The following is a 17,831-nucleotide window of genomic DNA, read 5'->3' as shown; positions in this document are numbered from 1 at the left end:
ATTGCTCACAAGGATTCTCCACGGGATTCGGTCTGGTTTGCCCCGGCCAGCATGCCCAGGCTTGGCTCCTGGGCGGTCAGGAACATGGCGTCACCGTAACTGAAAAAACGGTACCGCTGTTCAACGGCTTCCTGATAGGCAGACATGATATTACGGTAGCCGGCAAAGGCACTGACCAGCATGATCAGTGTGGATTCCGGCAGATGGAAGTTGGTGATCATGGCGTCAACGGTCTGGAAACGATAGCCCGGGTAGATAAAGATATCGGTTTCCCCCCGGAACGTATTCAGCTGCCCTGCCCGACTGGCGGATTCGAGCGAACGCACGGAAGTGGTGCCAACCGCAACCACCCGGCCGCCCCGGGCCCGGGTGCGCTCAACCGCATCCACGGTTTCCTGGGGCACATGGGCCACTTCGCTGTGCATCAGGTGGTCTTCAATTTTGTCGACCCGCACCGGCTGGAAGGTTCCCGCACCTACATGAAGGGTTACATACGCAAACTCAATGCCGTTGCTCTTGAGGACCTCAAGTATCTCGTCGTCGAAATGCAGCCCTGCCGTTGGCGCCGCCACAGCGCCTGCTTCTTTGGCATAGACGGTTTGATATCGCTCCCGGTCAGACTGGTCATCATCCCGCTCCATGTACGGCGGCAACGGCATGTGCCCGATACGTTCAAGCACATCAAGGACCGGCTCAAGGCCCTCGTATACAAATCGGAAAAGTGCGTCTTCCCGGCCCACCATGCGCAGAGCAGAGCCATCTTCCAGGAGGACCTTCTGGCCTTCTTTAACAGCCTTTGAGGCACGGGCGTGGGCCAGCAATTCAAACTCACCCAACAGGCGCTCCACCAGAATTTCAACACGGCCACCGGATTCCTTCTGGCCAAACAAGCGGGCCGGAATAACACGGGTGTTGTTGAATACCAGAAGATCGCCAGGCTGCAACAGGCCGGGGAGATCGGTGAAGTTCAGGTGTTGGGTCTGGCCGGTAAGGCCTTCAAGTGCCAGCAGTCGGGACGCACTGCGTTGCTTGAGCGGGTAACGGGCGATGAGCTCGTCCGGCAGGTCAAAATGAAAATCGGAGACGTTCATGGGCCGGCTATTCACGATGCCGCAGGTTGCGGCCAATAAGTGGTAGCGGCGGGCGGACTCGAACCGCCACGGGTTTTACCCCAACGGATTTTGAATCCGTCGTGTCTACCAATTTCACCACGCCGCCATCGGAGAGTGGGAGGATTATACTGAGCCTGAATCTGAAAGCAACCGGGCGGGGAGTAAAAATCTCCTACCGCCTCAGCCAATTACAGACGATCAAACAAAGAGAGCCTGGAGATCTGCGCAAACGACTGCTGGGCGGCCTGTAACACAAAGCTCTGGAAGCTCAGGTTACTGATGGCCTCGGCATAATCCACGTCTTGCAACTGTGAACGTATTTCCTTGGTGTACAGCCCCGAATCCTCCAGAAATGACGAAGTGGATTCGATGGCATTCAACCGGCCACCCAGTTCAGTTTGCTTGAGAATGATGGACTCCTGGCCGTTGTCCAGGTTAGTCAACGATTCCGCAATGAGCGCATCGTACTCGGCGCTGGATTTTGGTGTCGCCTTGTCGATGCTGTCCAGACCAGCGATCAGTTTCTCGATGGTGCCGAAGATGGACTGCTTGTCGCTGATACCCAGTGTAAATTCGTCACCATCGGCGGCATCGTTAACGGTCATACGCAGACCAGCGACCACAAACTCCTCACCAGGCACCGCCGGCGAGGGTTGTGTCGTCAAAATCGTGCCTGTACGCGGATCCTCCACTTCGATATTCAGATTGCCGCCACCAACATCAATCACCCTCACCGTCAGGTCATCGGGAACCGCCGGGCTGAACGCGTCTCTCAGGTCTTTCGGTGCAATCAGCTCCAACCCGGACACATAACCCTGGGCAGCAACACCGGTGCCCGTGCCGTCATCCGAACCAGTAACAGAAACCGCCGCTGGCACGTTCACAAAAATACCCTTGCCATGGTCGCTGATCGGAACTGTCACGCCGTCATCTATTTCGAGTACCCGCTGGCCCTCATCACCCTGATATTTCCAGGCGCCAAAGTCGTCCTTGGCGAATGCCGGGGTACTGCCCTGAAAGCCGCTGAAAATGTATTCACCGGAGGCATCCCGGGTGTTGGCAATGTTCGCCAGCTGGCCCAGCCGCTCCTTCAGCTCTGCTGAAATGGATTGGCGATCGTTGGCAGATAACGAGCCGCTACCCGCCTGAACGGTCAGTTCCCGCACCCGCTGGATGATATCCACCGCGCTGGACAGGGTGCTCTCCTCCTGCTTGATGCGGTTGTCGGCGAGGTTGGCGTTGCGCTCGTAGGTCTCAATGCGCTTGACCTCCTGATTGAGCTTCAGGATGCGCGCCGCAGCCACTGGATCATCGGAGGGCCGGTTGACCTTTTTGCCAGTGGAAATCTGCTCCTGGGTTTTCACCAGGTTGCTGTTCACGTCCTGCATCCGGCTGATGCCGCCAGAGAAAATCTGCTGAGATGAAATCCGGATCATTTTCGTTTACCTCGCCTTACCGGAAGCTCTGCAACAAGGTGTTGAACAGATCCTGCGCTACAGACATAACCTGTGCCGACGCGTTATAGGCCGCCTGATACTGAATCAGCTTGCCGGCTTCCTCATCCAGGTTCACGCCGGAGATCGATTCACGTTGGTTATTGGATTGCTCCAGTAACGTTTTACCAGCCTCTTTATCAAGCTGGCTCTGGCGTGTTTTGACGCCGATATCCTCGACCAGGCCCGCATAGCCCTCGGTGAAGCTTTGCCGGCCACCGTTCAACGTATTGGCGGTACCCAAGGCAGCCAGCAGCTCAGCATTTCGGTTGTCGGAAATGCCGTTGCTGTTATAGCCAATGGTGAACACATCACCGTCGGCCGGCTCGCCGGTCATTTCGAACTGGTAGCCCTGATAGAGGTCGCCGGCGGTCGGATCGTTACTGAAAATGGTGTTGATCCGCTGCGGATCATAGGCCAGGTTCGCAGGATTCAACGGGTCACCATTACCATCAAATATGGTGTAGGTAACGTCGGTGCCATCATTGCTGAATCGTATCTCCAATGGCCCGTTCGCCAGCTCGCCCCGGGTTTCAAACCCCGGCAACAGGGCATTGGTGTTCGGGTTGCGAACGTTCAGCATGTTGCCCTGATTGATCTTGGCTGTCCCGAGGTTGGCGTCATCCGCGCTAGCCCGGATCGGGCTGGCGAACGCCAGATCTTCTTCCCGCAGAACGTTCAGCTTAATATTCTCAGCGGCATTTCGACTCGGCTGGATCAGGTACTTGTCGCCCGCATTGAACTGCCCGCCTTCCACCCGGATATTAAAACCGGGCATGGAAATCTCGGACTGTACCGGGTCTGGCAGTCGGCCCTGGTTGACGGTTTTGCCAGTGGCGGAATCGATCAGCTCGAAGTTGCGGCCGTCACCACTGAACTGCAATGTCCAGGTGCCCGCTGGTAAAAGGCTGCTATCGGTAATCTCAACCGCCAGCTGGCCATTTTTGGGATCTGCATTGTTAGCGTTGGGCACAACTCTACTGCGCTGAAGCCCGATGTCGTTAACATCCGTAAAGAAGTTACCTCCCAGATCACCCTCAAGATCCATCCCGATTTCATGCTGATGGTTGATGGACGCTGAAATCGCAACGGCCAACCGACCCAACTCATCAAACGCGGGTTTCAGGGCCTCCTGGTCAAACCGCCGCAGGCCGCCGAGTTTGCCGCCATTGATCTGCTCATCCACCTGCAGGGTGCGGCCACTGGTGGTCAGGGTGAACTCCAGGCGGGTGGGGTCTTCTGCACTGGTCCGGGTGGCAAATTCGGAGGCATTGGCGCCGGTTACCAGCGACAAGCCATTAGCCAGTGACACATTCACTTGGCTACCCTCTGTCTGGGTAACCCGAATGCCCACCAGTTCCGACAACTCCTTGAGCTTCTGATCCCGCTTGTCCATCAGCTCCAGGGGCATCTTGCCCTGGGCCAGGCCCGGAGACTCAGAAATAGCCAGGTTCAGATCGGCGATGCTCTTGAGCAGGGAATTGGCGTCTTTCACGCCCTGCTGCATCTGGGTTTTAACCGATTCCCGTTGCTGGATAAATTCCTGGTTGAGCGCCTGGAAGCGATTCACCACCTGCTGGGCCTCACTAAGCACCAGCTGGCGTTGAGGCAGTGAAGCCGGGTCTTCCGCTGCATTCTGCAGGGCCGCGAAGAAATTGTTCAGGGCATTGTTCAACCCCGTGCTTTCGCCCCCCAGCAGGTTATCCAGCCGGGTCAGCTCAGCGTTCAGGGCGTTCTGCTCCCCGAACAGCGTGCTGTCTTCCCGCAACTGCTGGGTCAGGTACTCATCCGCCAGCCGGCGAATGTTTGAAATGGACACCCCGCTGCCAATGGTACCGGCACCCGTACGCCGCCCTTCCTGGGTATCGAATTGCACTTCCTGCCGGCTGTAACCCGGAGTGTTTGCATTGGTGATGTTATTGGCGGTGGTGTTCAGCGCTGTCTGATGACTGAGCACCCCGGTCAAACCGATTCCGATCAACCCTGCCATGATGCTTTACTCCCTCGGCACGTCGCTGTTCATGGACAGCGTCATCAGAGAATCCCTGTTCATAATCCGGCGAATCTTGGAACCATACTCCGGATCAGTTGCATAGCCGGCTTCCTGAAGCTTGTCTGCAAAGACTTCAGGCTGGTCGGCTGACGACAGCACATCCCGGTACCGGGGGTTGCTGTGAAGGAAATCCACGTAATCCCTGAAGCTCGCCTCGTAATCCGGGTAAGCCCGGAAGTCAGCGCGCTCCTTCATGGGCACACCGCCACGGAATTCGGTGGTGGTGATGGTCACGGCGTCACCGCCCCAGCGGGTATCGGCCTTGATACCGAACAGATTGAAACTGGGCTGGTCGCCATCCCCTTTGATCATGTGGCGCCCCCAACCGGTTTCCAGCGCCGCCTGGGCCACCATCAACCTTGGGTCAATGCCGCTTTCCTTACCGATGCGCTCGGCAAATGGCATCAACTCAGCGACAAAGTGCTCCGGTGATTCAAAGGTCAATGGTAACTCTGCCGCCGTCACGGTTTGCTCGGGCTGCTTCTGTTCGGCCGCCTGAGTCATTTCATCGATGGCCTTCAGCTGCTCTGGCAAGTTGCGGGATATCGCCGGCATACTGCGGTCATAGTCCGCCAGGGTGGCCTTGTGCCCCGCCAGCCGCTCGCCATTACTGGCCATGCCGGGCACATCGCGGCTCAGTTGCCGGACCAGCGCCTCCGCAAGACCTGTTCCACTGCCGCCAGACATGCTCAAACTGACCTGGCTGTCGAACATGTCCCGGTAGAACTCGGATTCGTTGCTGTTGAGGTAATTACCCTCGGCAAAGGCCTCCCCGGCCTTACGCATGGATTTCAGCATCTCCGCCAGAAACAGACTTTCAAACTGGCGCGCCACCTGCTCCAGGGCTGCCTGTTTATCCGATCTCGCCTGGGTCTTCAGGGCGTTCAGCCCACTGAAGTCGGTGTAGATCTCGGCCTGTTGTACGCGATAGTCCTGCATGGCTACACCTAGATCACGATCAGCTCGGCACGCAGAGCGCCGGCTGTTTTCAGGGCTTCGAGTACGGCCATGACATCCCCGGGGGCCGCTCCCACCTGGTTAACGGCCTGAACGATCTCATTAAGTGTGGTGGCAGGGCCAAACTGGAACATTCTGGCCGGGTCTTCCGTCACCGCTATCTGGGTGTTTTGCTGCAACGCAGTGTCACCCTGGGCAAACGGATTGGGCTGCACCACTTCCGGGTTTTCCTGAATCGTCACCGTCAGATTGCCGTGGGTGACCGCCGCCGGGCTGACCCGCACATTCTGGCCAACCACAATGGTGCCGGTGCGGCTGTTAATGACCACCCGCGCGGCCTCCTCAGCCGGCTCCACTTCAATGTTCTCGAGAATCGACAGGAAGCTGACCCGCTGCGATGGGTCGCGGGGAGCCCGCACGGAAATCGCGGTTGCATCGTGGGCGTAGGCCATATCCGGCCCAAGCGTATCGTTGATGGCTTCCACTACCCGGCGGGCGGTGGTGAAGTCGGCTCTCATCAGGTTGAAGGTTATGGTGTCGCCACGGGTAAACGGCGATTCCACTTCCCGCTCGATGGTGGCACCGTTGGGAATCCGGCCAACACTGGGCACGTTCACCGTAATCCGGGAGCCGTCCTGCCCCTGGGCACCGAAGCCACCCACCACCAGGCTGCCCTGGGCCATGGCATAGACTTGGCCATCAGCGCCTTTGAGCGGCGTCATCAGAAGCGTGCCACCCCGCAGGCTGTCTGCGTTACCGATGGAAGACACGGTGATGTCCAGCTCCTGGCCGGATTTGGCAAAAGGCGGCAAAGTGGCACTGACGGTAACCGCCGCCACATTAGCCAGGTTCGGGTTAACGCCATCCGGCAGAGTTATGCCGAACTGATTCATCATGTTGCGGAAGGTCTGGTTGGTGAACGGCGCTTTATCGCCGGTACCGTCCAGGCCCACCACCAGGCCGTAACCGATCAACTGGTTGTTGCGGACACCTTTTACCTTGGCCAGATCCTTCAGGCGGTCAGCCATCACCGGAGAGGCACACACTGCCAGCAACGCGAACACAGCAATCATTCGGCGCATCATAGCGGCCACCACTCACTGTTGAAGAACCGCGCCAGCCAGCCCATCTGGTTAGCCTGGTCGAAATCACCGGTGCCGCCATAGGCAAAGCGGGCATCCGCTACCCGGTTGGAGGCCACGGTATTATCCGGCTTGATATCCTGCGGCCGCACCATACCGGTCAGGCGTATGTACTCGTCGCCGTTGGTCAGCGACAGCCACTTTTCACCACGAACGCGCAGGACACCGTTGGGCAGAACTTCCGTGACGGTGACGGTGATGCTGCCGGCCAGGCTGTTGCTCTGGTCCGCCTCTGCAGAACCGTTGAAGTCCCGCTCAAAGTTCGCCCTGGCATTCAGGCCAATGTTGGCCTTACCAAAGATGCTCGGCTCCGGAATGTTCAGCTCCTGATCTTTGGTGATACTGGTTTCGGCGCTCTTGCTGGCACGGGTTGATTCCTGCAGGGTCACAGTCAACACATCACCGATGTTCAGCGCCTTGGTATCACCGTACAGGTTGTAGTTACGGGCCGGCTGGAAAATGGCGCCGGAGTCCGGGTCACGCTGCATCATGGCCTGGGCGCGCACCGGTGCGTATGCCGGGTCGTCTGGCAGTGCCCGTGGGCGACTCATGGCGGTGCAGCCCTGCAGAACAATCAGCACACCCACCAGTGCCAGGGTGGCGAACCGTTCTTTCTTGAAGGTGTGATGAATGATGTTCATAACTTACCCGATGTTATTGGTAATGAACTGGAGCATCTGATCGGTGGTGGAGACCACCTTGGAGTTCATCTCATAGGCCCGTTGGGTGGTGATCATATTGACCAGTTCTTCCACCACTTCGACGTTGGATGACTCAATGGTGCCCTGCTCGATATTTCCCAGACCGGCCAGGCCAGGCTCACCCTCTGCCGGATCGCCACTGGCGTTGGTTTCCTTGAACAGGTTGTTGCCGATGGCCTGCAAGCCCTGGGGGTTGATGAAGTCCACCAGGGTGATCTGGCCAAGGTTGATTGGCGCAGCCTGGTCATCGGTCACCACAGTGACGGTGCCATCCTTACCAATCGTGATGTTGGTCGCGTCTTCCGGCACGTTGATGTTGGGTTCCAGCGGGTAACCATCCGGCGTTACCACATCGCCGTCGGCATTCAACTGGAACTGACCATCCCGGGTATAGGCAATCTGGCCATCCGGCAGCTCAATCTGGAAGAAGCCACGGCCATTCACGGCCAGGTCCAGCGGCTGATCGGTAATCTGCAGGTTGCCCTGGCTGAACTGCTTGGCAGTGCCAACCACCCTCACCCCGGTACCCAGTTGCAGGCCAGACGGAAGCTCGGTGTTCTCAGTGCTCAGACCGCCCGGCTGCCGGTTGATCTGGTACAGGAGATCCTGGAATACCGCCCGGTCACGCTTGAAGCCCGTGGTATTCACGTTTGCCAGGTTGTTTGAGATGGTGGACATGTTGGTGTCCTGTGCGCTCAACCCGGTTTTGCTGACCCAAAGTGCTGGATGCATTGCTCTACTCCTTACCCGCCGGCTGCAGCGGCGATTCTTTGCCGCTTGTGGCCAGTGGATGATCTGATCTCAGTGTTATCAAAGGTTCTGCAACAGTCGTGCCGCAGCCTCGGAATTCTCGTTGGCAGTCGACATGACCTTCACCTGCATCTCGTACTGACGGGATAACTGCAGGTTGGCAATCATTTCTTCCACAGCATTAACGTTCGAACTTTCCAAAAAACCAGTGGCGACGCGCATAGCGGCATCCGGCGGCTCCGGGCCATCGAGGGCCTGATCCGGCTTGCGGCGGATGAATCCATCCAGCCCCTTCTCGAGGGCATTGCCGGGCGGGTTCACCAGTTTCAGGCGGTCCACTTCCACCAGCTGATCCGGCGGGCCACCGACGGGCACAATAGAGATGGTGCCATCTGCCCCCACCTGCAGGTTGTCAAAGGGCGGCAGGGCCACGGGGCCACCATTGCCCAGCACCAGCTCACCGCTGGCGAGGCGAACCAGGCCGTTTACATCCACCTGGAGGCTGCCGCTGCGGGTAAACACCTCTTCACCCAGATCGTTCTGCACTGCCAGCCAGCCATCGCCCTCTACGGCAACGTCCAGCTTGCGACCGGTGTCCATCAGGGCGCCAGCAGAGAGATCGGTGCCGGGGCGCTCGGTCATGGCGTAGGCGCGGGTGGGATGGTGTTCACCAAAGACAGGCATACTGCGGGCCTGGGCAAAATCCTTTTTGAAACCGGTGGTGTTCACGTTTGCCAGGTTATTGGCATGGGCACGCTGGGCCAGCATGTTCTGCTTGGCGCCAGACATTCCAATATAAAGAGCTTTGTCCATGGGCAAACTCCTGCCGGAATTTTGACTGTTTCCAGTCATCCTGCAGGAGTCATGCCATGTTTATGGAAGGGCGTTACCGGAGGTTGATGATGGTCTGGGTGACCGCATCGGAGGTTTCAATGGTCTTGGCGTTAGCCTGGTAATTGCGCTGGGCAATGATCAGGTTGACCAGCTCTGCGGAGAGGTCCACGTTGGACTCTTCCACCGAGCTTGCCTTAATGGAACCCAGGGTACCGGTATCCGGTGCGCCGATAATCGGCTGGCCAGACTCAAAGGTTTCCACCCAGGTGGTTTCACCCACCGGTGACAGCCCATTGGTGTTGTTGAACGATGCCAACGCCACCTGCCCCAATGATTTGGATTGGCCGTTGGTATATCGGGCAAAGATCACACCCTGGTCAGACACGTCCAGGCCAGACAAACGGCCGGTGCTGTAGCCGTTCTGGCGCTGGTCGTTGACACCGAAATTGGCGCCATATTGGGTGGTATTCCCAAGGTCCACCACGAAGGCTGAGGTTGTTGGCGGCTCGGGAATAGGCGTAACAACCTCTTCACCCGGCAGTGGTGGGCCATCTGCGCCATTCGGTTCACCGTTCGGGTCTTTCGGAATCCAGTCAGTGATCACTATCTCGCCGTTTGGATCACCATTGATGGACTGCAGGGTGCCGTCCTCGTTAAAGCGGGCAGTGTAAGGTGAAGTATCGGTACCAGCTACCAGCTCACCGTCGATTTGCAGATAGACCGACCACTCACTGACACCGATGCCGTTGCCAGGCGAAGGATTCTTGACGAAGAACTGGGTCAGTTCGTGGGAATTACCCAGGCTGTCAAAAATGGTGGTTGAGGTGGCGTGGTTGTAGGTTCTCTGATCAAGGGGATTGAAGGAATTGGTAATCCGCAGGTCGCCACCTGCAAAGGCATCGGCAATCTCGCTGCTCGCACCAGCCGGAAGAATGTCCTGAACCGTGCGATCAGACTGAATGTTCACGTCACCCTGGAACACCTCAAGAGGCTGGTTGACCCCCGCATCGGTGCTGGCAAAACTGATACCCACATTTGAACCACGGTTATCAATAATCCGGATATCGCTTCCACCATCAACCAGGGAGGCAGACAGGCTTGTGGCGCTAGAGGCGTTGATGGCGTCTACCAGCCCCTGCAATGAACTGACCCCGCTGAGTGAGATAGGCACATTCTGGCCATCCAGCTCTATCCGGAATTCAGTATCGCCGGCCGCTAATGCATCTTCCAGATCAGTAATCGAGAATTCCTGACCAAGGGTGACCGCCGTGGTGGCAGAGGCCGACAACCCGCGCTGCTGATTGATGATGCCCGCAGCGTCTCTCGCGGTGGAACCGGCAGGGATGGTGATGTCTGGCGAGTTGGTGCCATCTGAATAGGCGATACGGAACACATCGTCTACGGTCAGATCACCCATGGAAACCGTTTGGAAGTCCACCACCCGGCTTTCCAGCACAGATTGCCGGGAGTCCAGGTTCAGATCGGATCGCAGATTGGTGGTACGGCGCGGAGCCAGGTTGTCAGTTTCAATCTGCAGATCACCCCGAATACCAGACAGGTTGCCGTCATCATCCGCGGTAAAACCCTGAACCCGCATGTTCTGGTTGTTGGTCACAAAACCGTCTTTATCGATACCGAACTGGCCGGCCCGGGAATAACGGATTTCACCGTTGTTGTTCAGGATAAAGAAACCATCACCACTGATGGCCATGTCCAGGCCGTTATCGGTAAAGCTGATGTTGCCCTGGCCGAAGGACTGCTTGACGTCCTGCACGCGCACGCCATCACCGATCGGGTTGGTGCCGCCACTCAGAAAGCCGCTGGCGTACAAATCACCGAACTGTACCTTGCTGCCTTTGAAGCCCACCGTGCTGGCGTTGGCAATGTTGTTGCCGGTGACATCCAGATCAACCGAGGCCGCCCGAAGGCCGCTCAAACCTGTATTAAATGCCATGACTTATACCTCCTGGTCTGACACCGGATCAGTTAATTTGTTTGACGTCGGACAGGGCAATGGAGCCCATACCGGCAAGATTGAGAGTGATCGAACCACCCTTACCCAGGGACACACTGTCCACATTGGCGCTAACCATGGTGCCCAGTTGCTCAGGGCCGGATGGATAAGAGCCCTGCGCGACAATCTGGTACGGCCCAGGCGGCAAAGGATTGCCGTTGCCGTCCTCGCCATCCCAACGGAACGACACCACACCGGCCTGGCTGCTGCCCATATCAATCTGGCGCACCAGCTCACCGCTCTGGTTCATTACCGACAAGCGCAGCCCACCGGTAGATGCCGGCACTTCGATGGTTCCGGTAATCTCGCCATCATTGCCCAAAATTCCCACATTGGAAGGCGCAAGAACGGTCTTGCCAACCATTGCAGACGCCTGCAGCGCCTGACTGGAACGGAACTGTCCGGCCACATCCTCAACGGTGCCCGACAGGTTCTGCATCTCCTCCAGGGAACTGAACTGCGCCAGCTGGGAGATAAAATCGCCGTTGTCCTGGGGCTCTAACGGGTTCTGGTTCTTAAGCTGGGCGAGCATCAGTTCCATAAAGGCGTCTTTGCCAAGCTCGCTGCCGCCCCGGGCCTTGTCGTCCTGATTGATCCGATACTGGCTCAGTACGTCTGAGGCCGAAGCCGAATTCACTGCACTCATGACTCACTCCTCACTATTTACTGCTGACCCAGCGTCAGGATTCGTTGCATCATGGACTTGGCAGTGTTCATCACGTCCACGTTCATCTGGAAACTGCGGGAGGAAGACATCATGTCTGCCATTTCCTCAACCACATTCACGTTCGGGTAGAACACGTAACCGTCTTCATTGGCAGCAGGGTGGTTAGGCTCGTAGCGCATCTGCAACTCTGCATCGCTTTCGAGAATCCCCTCAACCCGCACACCGGCGCCGGGACCTTCATTCAGGCTGGTGCCGAAACTCTGCTGTTGGCCCGGATTCAGCATGGCCTGCTGAATGGCGGCGAAGACCGGTTTGCGCGCCCGGTAAGCATTCTCTGTGCTGGAACTGGCAGTCTCGGCGTTCGCAATGTTGGAAGCCGTGGTATTCAGCCGCAGGGATTGTGCGGTCATGCCGGAACCGGCGATGTCAAAAATGTTGCCCAGTGACATGGCAATCTCCTCAAATCGTAAATGACTGCGGCTTACTCACCCTTCAGGGCTTTGGTCAGTCCGGAAAACTTGCTGCTCAAAAACTGGAAGCTGGCCTGGTAGTCCATGGCATTGCGCATGAAGCGGCTCTGCTCTTCCTGGGCATCCACGGTATTGCCGTCGACAGACGGCTGGTGCGGATTGCGGTAAAGCAACTCGCCGTCACTGCCGGGGCTGGAGGTGTCCATGTGGCCTTGGTGCGTGGTCGCCATTTGCAGACCACTGACCGACTCCTGAGCTTTCTGCATCATCGCCCTGAAATCGATATCCCGTGCCTTGTAGCCCGGGGTATCGGCATTGGCCAGGTTGTTGGCGAGTACTTCCGCACGCTGCACCCGGGCCTGAAGTGCGTGCTCGTGAATACCCAATGCCTTATCAAATGTAATTGCCATGACTGCCTCCGGAATTCTGCACCGGCACCGCTTGAACGGCGGCTTGCCGGATTTGCGTTCTGGAAGTGTCAAAGCAAAGGTGGTGCCAGTTTTCGAGAGTGCTTGGGCGCCAGGGCTTCTGGAGGGATGCGATCAGATTTTGAGCGGCAACGGAGAAGGGTTCAGAGCAAAGGCGGCAAACCATTTCCCTTGGCGGTTAAACGGATTGCCGCTATCAAAACATCAGCGGGAAGCTCACCAACTTTCCTGGCGCCCGGGCCCACGCCAGACCTTTACAAAATCCCCGGTAGCCGGGCGTGGCACTGAAGGTTTCTCAACCGACACCGTACCGGTATACAGGAAGCCGACGACCGTTTCCCCGGGCTTTAAACCCAACCCTTCAAGCACATCGGGATGGTAGGCCACACCCCCGGTACGCCACATCACGCCAAAACCAGCATCCTGCAGGGCAAGGCCGAGAAAGCTCATGCCCGATGCGGCAGACATAAGCTGTTCGACCTCCGGCACTTTCGGGTGGGATTTGGGCGTTGCGATTCCTACGATCACCATCGGTGCCCGCAGCGGCGCCCGCCGGGCTTTCTCGATTTCCTGCTCACTGGCGCTATCAGGACATGCCTTGGCGAACAGGTCTCCCAGGGCCTGCCGGGCATCCCCTTCCACCACAAGATAGCGCCATGGCCTCAGTAAGGCATGGTCCGGTGCCCTGGCGGCACACTGAAGGGCCACATCAACTATACTCCGCGGCGGTGCCGGGTCTTCTAATCGTGGTTCGGATGCTCTTTCGAGTAAAAATCGGGTTACAGACGTCATACTGGCTCACAGTCAAGATGGCTGTATCTGTTGCCCTAAGGGCAAAGATGCCTCAGCGAATTGTGGGTTATACGTAATACTGTTAACCTTTAGTAGTAACTACACATAGAAAAATAACCACCAACAACGATAACGTGTTCGGCGGCATACAATGAGTGACCAACAAGCTTTTCGCAACTGCAGGGCCCTGTATTCCTGCCACCGGGAAGACTCGGTTCTGACATGATGAGCGCACAGGCCGATTTGCGCAATGTCGCCAGCAGCGCGGGTAAGCTCGCTTCCGCGGACATCCACGACCACACCGTGGCCATTCCGCCCATGCCGGATTATAACGGCCGAATCATCGCCTACACCGCAACGGCCGCGATTATTGTCGCCGGAATCCTCCAGGGCGTGTTTCAGCAATGGTTGCTGTGGTTTGTGGCCGGCGCACTTACCTGGCCGCACATCGCCCATTTGCTGACCAGGCGTACGTTTCTTCGCCGCTCACCACGAATCCGGCAGAAGATGCTGTTTCTCGACTGCGTTATTGGTGGCACCTTCATCGGCCTTATCGGCCTGATTGCCATTCCCTCGGTGTCCATATTGTTAATGCTGATGTTCAGTTGCCTGATTGTGGGCGGTATCCGCCAGTGGCTGTTCGGCACCGTACTCATGCTCGCCTCACTTGCGGCGTCTGCAGCTACCTTTGGCGTTGCCGACAGCCTGCAATCGCCACTGCTGACCAGCATCCTGGCCCTGGCCTCTACCGGCGTCTATATTTGCGTAACCGCCTACTATTCCCACCAGCAGGCCCGCACGCTACTGCTGGCAAAAACCCAGATCCAGAACCAGCGCGAACAGTCCATCGCACTCTCCCACAAGCTATCCAAATACCTGTCCCCGCAGGTCTGGCAATCCATTTTTACCGGCGAGCGTGACGTTCGCCTGGAAACCCAGCGCAAAAAACTGGCCGTGTTCTTCTCCGACATCAAGGGCTTCACCGAACTGTCTGAAGAAATGGAACCCGAAGCCCTGACCGAACTGCTCAATCACTACTTCAATGAAATGTCAGAAGTCGCTCTCCGATACGGCGGCACCATCGATAAATTCGTTGGCGATTCCATCATGATCTTCTTTGGCGACCCGACCAGCCGCGGCCAGCGAGAAGATGCTTTCGCCTGTGTGTCGATGGCCATCGACATGCGCAAGCATATGAAGATCATGCGCCAGAAATGGCGGAGCCAGGGCATCAAAACCCCGCTTGAGATCCGTATGGGTATCAGCACCGGGTACACCACGGTGGGTAACTTTGGCGCCGAAAACCGGATGGACTACACCATTATCGGCAAGGAGGTGAACCTGGCCAGCCGGCTGGAAAGCCTCGCAGAACCTGGCGAGATTCTGGTGTCCTACGAGACCTTCTCTCTGATCAAAGATCGCATCATGTGCCGGGACAAAGGCGAGATCACCGTGAAGGGCTTCGGCAAGCCGGTGCCCATTTACGAGGTGGTGGACTTCCGCCGGGACATGGGCCCGAACCGCAGCTTCCTGGAGCATGAACACAGCGGCTTTGCCATGTACCTGGACTCCGACAAGATCACCGAAAGGGAACGCAGAGACGTACTCGCCGCCCTGGAAGACGCAGCCGACCGGCTGCGTCAGGAAGACGACGCCGACTAACTACTGCCGGACCAACCTCGGTCCGGCATCACCCTCTGCACGGGTACTGCGCCATGGGTTGATATCCAGCCCTCCACGCCGCGTGTACCGGGCACAAACCATCAATTCCGTTGGCTGGCACCGGGCCATCAAATCCGTAAACACGGTTTCCACACAGTGCTCATGGAAATCCTGCTTCTGGCGGAAACTGACCACGTAACGCAGCAAACCCGCACGGTCTATCTTCGGGCCGGTATAACGAACGAACACGCTGGCCCAGTCAGGCTGACCAGTGACCGGGCAATTGCTTTTCAGCAGGTGGGAACACAGCTGCTCGCTGACCACTTCCTCGCCAGCGCTGAGTGAATCCGCCGAGTATTCGTAAACCACATCGTCTACCGGCTCGTCATCAATCAGCTCATAGCCCTGCGGCCGACCTTCCGCAGGCGCGGATTCGTCGACACTGAACAGCCGCACAGTCACGGCGGCACCACAGGCACTGGACAGGTCTGCGGTAATGGTCTCGGCAACCTGATCCGCCGATGAGAACACCGCCTGGTTCAGGGAATTCAGGTAGAGCTTCAGGGATTTGCTTTCGATAATCGACGGCGACGCCGCCGGAAAACGGATCTCCCCCCAGGCAACTGCTGGCACGCCGCCCGGGCGCAACCAGGATATCTCCCACGCCTGCCAGAGGTCCTCACCAAACCATGGCCAGCGGCCATCCTCCAGCCCGATACGGCGGCGGTTTTCCTCACGGGCAACCGGGAACAACAGGGACGGATCGTACTGATCCGGATAGTCGCTGGACTTACCCAGCGGCGCATTGTGCAAAGCCATAGTTTTACCTGAAACCTTTCAGTGGCGGATACCCTTGCCCCGGGCAAGCATACGCAGTGCAATGGTCGCCAAAAGGACAATGAAAACCAGAATCATACCAAGGGAGACAAACGGATTAACGTCTGAGACACCCAGTATGCCGAATCGGAAACCATTCACCATATAGAGTATAGGGTTGGCCATCGACACGTCCTGCCAGAACCCCGGCAACATATCGATGCTGTAGAACACCCCACCAAGGTACGTCAGCGGCGTCAGCACAAACGTGGGCACAATGGAAATATCGTCAAACTTGGTCGCCAGCATGGCATTGATGAAGCCACCCAGGGAAAACAACGCCGATGTCAGGAATACCGTCACCACCACCATGGGCAGGCTGTGAATCGATAACCGGGTGAAGGCAAGAGACAGCAAGGTAACCACCAGGCCAATACTCAGCCCCCGGGCCATACCGCCCGCCACGTAACCGGCCAGGATAGTCCAGTTTGGAACCGGCGACACCAGAAGCTCCTCAATGCTGCGCTGAAACTTCATGGAAAAAAACGATGACACCACGTTGGCGTAGGAGTTGGTGATCACCGCCATCATGATCAGCCCCGGCACAATGAACTGCATATAGTCGAACCCACCCATTTCACCAATGCTCGAGCCGATCAGGTTGCCGAAGATAATAAAATACAGCGTCATGGTGACCGCAGGCGGCAACAGAGTCTGGGGCCATATCCGGGTAAACCGGCGAATCTCTCGAAGTACAATGGTACAGAATGCGGTCCACAAAGCATGCAAGGTCACGCCGTCACCTCCGCCTGCCGGTTGGTCTCACGGGCGTTATCTTCCACCATGCGCACGAACAGCTCTTCCAGCCGGTTGGCTTTGGTGCGCATGCTGATTACCTTGATGCCCTGCTTTTCCAGCTCAACAAACAGGGCGTTCAGGCCCTGCCCTTTGGCCACCTCGGCCTCCAGTGCCCCGTCGTCGTTGAGTTCGCAATGAAAGCCTTCGAGCTCCGGGGCGGCATCAACGGGCTGCTCGAGATCCAGCACGAATGTTTCCACACTCAGCTGTTTAAGCAGCTCGCGCTTGCTGGTGTGCCGGATAATCTCCCCGTGGTCAATGATCGCAATATTGCGGCAAAGCGCCTCGGCTTCTTCAAGATAATGAGTGGTCAGAATGATCGTGGTGCCCTGGCGGTTCATTTCTTCCAGGAACTGCCACATAGAACGGCGCAGTTCGATATCAACGCCGGCGGTGGGCTCATCGAGAATCAGCAGGCGTGGTTCATGCACCAGCGCACGGGCAATCATCAGCCGCCGCTTCATACCGCCAGACAGCATCCGCGACGGGGTGTCTCGCTTGTCCCACAAGCCCAGTTTCCGGAGGTACTTCTCCGCCGAGATCCTGGCCTGCTTGAGGGGAATGCCGTAGTAACCGGCCTGAGTGGTGACTATGTCGAAGACCTTTTCAAACTGGTTGAAATTGAACTCCTGTGGTACCACGCCAAGGTTCAGCTTCGCGGCGGACAGTTCGGTATCGATGTCATGGCCGAACACCTTCACCCGCCCACCGGATTTGTTCACCAACGAAGACACAATGCCCAGGGTGGTGGATTTTCCAGCACCATTCGGGCCCAGAAGTGCGAAAAAATCGCCTTCCTGTACCTGAAGATCAATCCCCTTAAGCGCCTGAAAGCCACTGCTGTAGCTTTTGACCAGCCCTTCAATTTCCAATGCGTAGGTCATAACCAAACCGTTATCTGAGAGGAACGTGTGCCGAAACCGGCAAATAGGTAGAGAGCTAGGTGATTGTGGCGATCTGACGAAAATCAAGGGGGGTGAGCACAACCAGGCAGACCACCGGCAAACGCAGAAACTGCGACAGGTTTCCCGATATACCTCTGCCGCCCTCCCTATAATGCTGTTACAACAACTTACAAAAAG

General features: G+C 57.4%; 17 protein-coding genes and 1 tRNA gene. 1 reads left to right on the top strand and 17 read right to left on the bottom strand.

Features of this window, described 5'->3' with window-relative positions:
* Window positions 1-5: 5 nt before the first annotated feature.
* The 14 genes from queA to J122_RS09725 form a co-directional block, all read right to left on the bottom strand.
* Complete coding sequence (gene queA / locus J122_RS09790; RefSeq protein ID WP_061332145.1) at window positions 6-1,091, bottom strand: tRNA preQ1(34) S-adenosylmethionine ribosyltransferase-isomerase QueA; 1,086 nt, start codon at window positions 1,089-1,091, stop codon at window positions 6-8.
* Window positions 1,092-1,131: 40 nt separating this feature from the next.
* Window positions 1,132-1,218: transfer RNA gene (locus J122_RS09785), tRNA-Leu, on the bottom strand.
* Window positions 1,219-1,300: 82 nt separating this feature from the next.
* Window positions 1,301-2,548, bottom strand: coding sequence for a flagellar hook-associated protein FlgL (flgL, locus tag J122_RS09780; RefSeq protein WP_061332143.1), 1,248 nt, complete (start codon window positions 2,546-2,548; stop codon window positions 1,301-1,303).
* A gap of 16 nt (window positions 2,549-2,564) precedes the next feature.
* Entirely contained in the window at window positions 2,565-4,595 is a 2,031-nt protein-coding gene (flgK, locus tag J122_RS09775) for a flagellar hook-associated protein FlgK (RefSeq protein WP_061332141.1), read from the bottom strand.
* Between the two features lie 6 nt (window positions 4,596-4,601).
* A complete protein-coding gene (gene flgJ / locus J122_RS09770; RefSeq protein ID WP_061332139.1) occupies window positions 4,602-5,597 on the bottom strand; it encodes a flagellar assembly peptidoglycan hydrolase FlgJ in 996 nt (331 codons plus the stop codon).
* Between the two features lie 8 nt (window positions 5,598-5,605).
* On the bottom strand, window positions 5,606-6,700 hold the full coding sequence (locus tag J122_RS09765) for a flagellar basal body P-ring protein FlgI (protein WP_061332137.1): 1,095 nt from the start codon (window positions 6,698-6,700) through the stop codon (window positions 5,606-5,608).
* Window positions 6,697-7,398 (bottom strand): flagellar basal body L-ring protein FlgH, encoded by a 702-nt coding sequence (flgH, locus tag J122_RS09760; protein ID WP_061332135.1) that lies wholly within the window; start codon window positions 7,396-7,398, stop codon window positions 6,697-6,699. The genes J122_RS09765 and flgH overlap by 4 nt, the downstream gene beginning before the upstream one ends.
* Before the next feature lie 3 nt (window positions 7,399-7,401).
* Window positions 7,402-8,190 (bottom strand): flagellar basal-body rod protein FlgG, encoded by a 789-nt coding sequence (gene flgG, locus J122_RS09755; protein WP_058091106.1) that lies wholly within the window; start codon window positions 8,188-8,190, stop codon window positions 7,402-7,404.
* Window positions 8,191-8,268: 78 nt separating this feature from the next.
* Window positions 8,269-9,021 carry a flagellar basal body rod protein FlgF gene (locus J122_RS09750; protein ID WP_058091107.1) on the bottom strand — a complete coding sequence of 251 codons (753 nt, stop codon included), beginning with the start codon at window positions 9,019-9,021 and terminating at the stop codon, window positions 8,269-8,271.
* A 73-nt stretch (window positions 9,022-9,094) separates the two neighbouring features.
* Complete coding sequence (locus tag J122_RS09745) at window positions 9,095-10,996, bottom strand: flagellar hook protein FlgE (protein ID WP_061332133.1); 1,902 nt, start codon at window positions 10,994-10,996, stop codon at window positions 9,095-9,097.
* Between the two features lie 28 nt (window positions 10,997-11,024).
* Window positions 11,025-11,702: a flagellar hook assembly protein FlgD gene (locus J122_RS09740; RefSeq protein ID WP_061332131.1), complete on the bottom strand. Its 678-nt coding sequence runs from the start codon at window positions 11,700-11,702 to the stop codon at window positions 11,025-11,027.
* A 17-nt stretch (window positions 11,703-11,719) separates the two neighbouring features.
* The gene (gene flgC / locus J122_RS09735) at window positions 11,720-12,172 is read right to left on the bottom strand and encodes a flagellar basal body rod protein FlgC (protein ID WP_061332129.1); all 453 of its coding nucleotides are present in this window, start codon (window positions 12,170-12,172) and stop codon (window positions 11,720-11,722) included.
* 32 nt (window positions 12,173-12,204) lie between these two features.
* Window positions 12,205-12,603, bottom strand: a complete 399-nt coding sequence (gene flgB, locus J122_RS09730) for a flagellar basal body rod protein FlgB (protein ID WP_058091111.1) — start codon at window positions 12,601-12,603, stop codon at window positions 12,205-12,207.
* 234 nt (window positions 12,604-12,837) lie between these two features.
* Window positions 12,838-13,413: a nitroreductase gene (locus tag J122_RS09725; protein ID WP_061332127.1), complete on the bottom strand. Its 576-nt coding sequence runs from the start codon at window positions 13,411-13,413 to the stop codon at window positions 12,838-12,840.
* A gap of 222 nt (window positions 13,414-13,635) precedes the next feature.
* Here J122_RS09725 and J122_RS09720 point away from each other — a divergent pair, with 222 nt between their 5' ends.
* Window positions 13,636-15,075 (top strand): adenylate/guanylate cyclase domain-containing protein, encoded by a 1,440-nt coding sequence (locus J122_RS09720; RefSeq protein WP_058091113.1) that lies wholly within the window; start codon window positions 13,636-13,638, stop codon window positions 15,073-15,075.
* On the opposite strand, the gene queF is transcribed toward J122_RS09720, so the two are convergent.
* From queF to J122_RS09705, 3 genes are read right to left on the bottom strand one after another with little or no spacing between them, the layout of a single operon-like run.
* Window positions 15,076-15,894: an NADPH-dependent 7-cyano-7-deazaguanine reductase QueF gene (gene queF, locus J122_RS09715; protein ID WP_061332125.1), complete on the bottom strand. Its 819-nt coding sequence runs from the start codon at window positions 15,892-15,894 to the stop codon at window positions 15,076-15,078.
* Between the two features lie 18 nt (window positions 15,895-15,912).
* Complete coding sequence (locus J122_RS09710) at window positions 15,913-16,686, bottom strand: ABC transporter permease (RefSeq protein WP_061332123.1); 774 nt, start codon at window positions 16,684-16,686, stop codon at window positions 15,913-15,915.
* On the bottom strand, window positions 16,683-17,633 hold the full coding sequence (locus J122_RS09705; RefSeq protein ID WP_061332121.1) for an ABC transporter ATP-binding protein: 951 nt from the start codon (window positions 17,631-17,633) through the stop codon (window positions 16,683-16,685). The genes J122_RS09710 and J122_RS09705 overlap by 4 nt, the downstream gene beginning before the upstream one ends.
* Window positions 17,634-17,831 lie beyond the last annotated feature (198 nt).

The organism is Marinobacter excellens LAMA 842 (assembly GCF_001574445.1).
Lineage (GTDB): Bacteria > Pseudomonadota > Gammaproteobacteria > Pseudomonadales > Oleiphilaceae > Marinobacter > Marinobacter shengliensis.
Note: the sequence above shows the minus strand (reverse complement) of the source record. Positions and strands in the feature narration are given on the sequence as shown.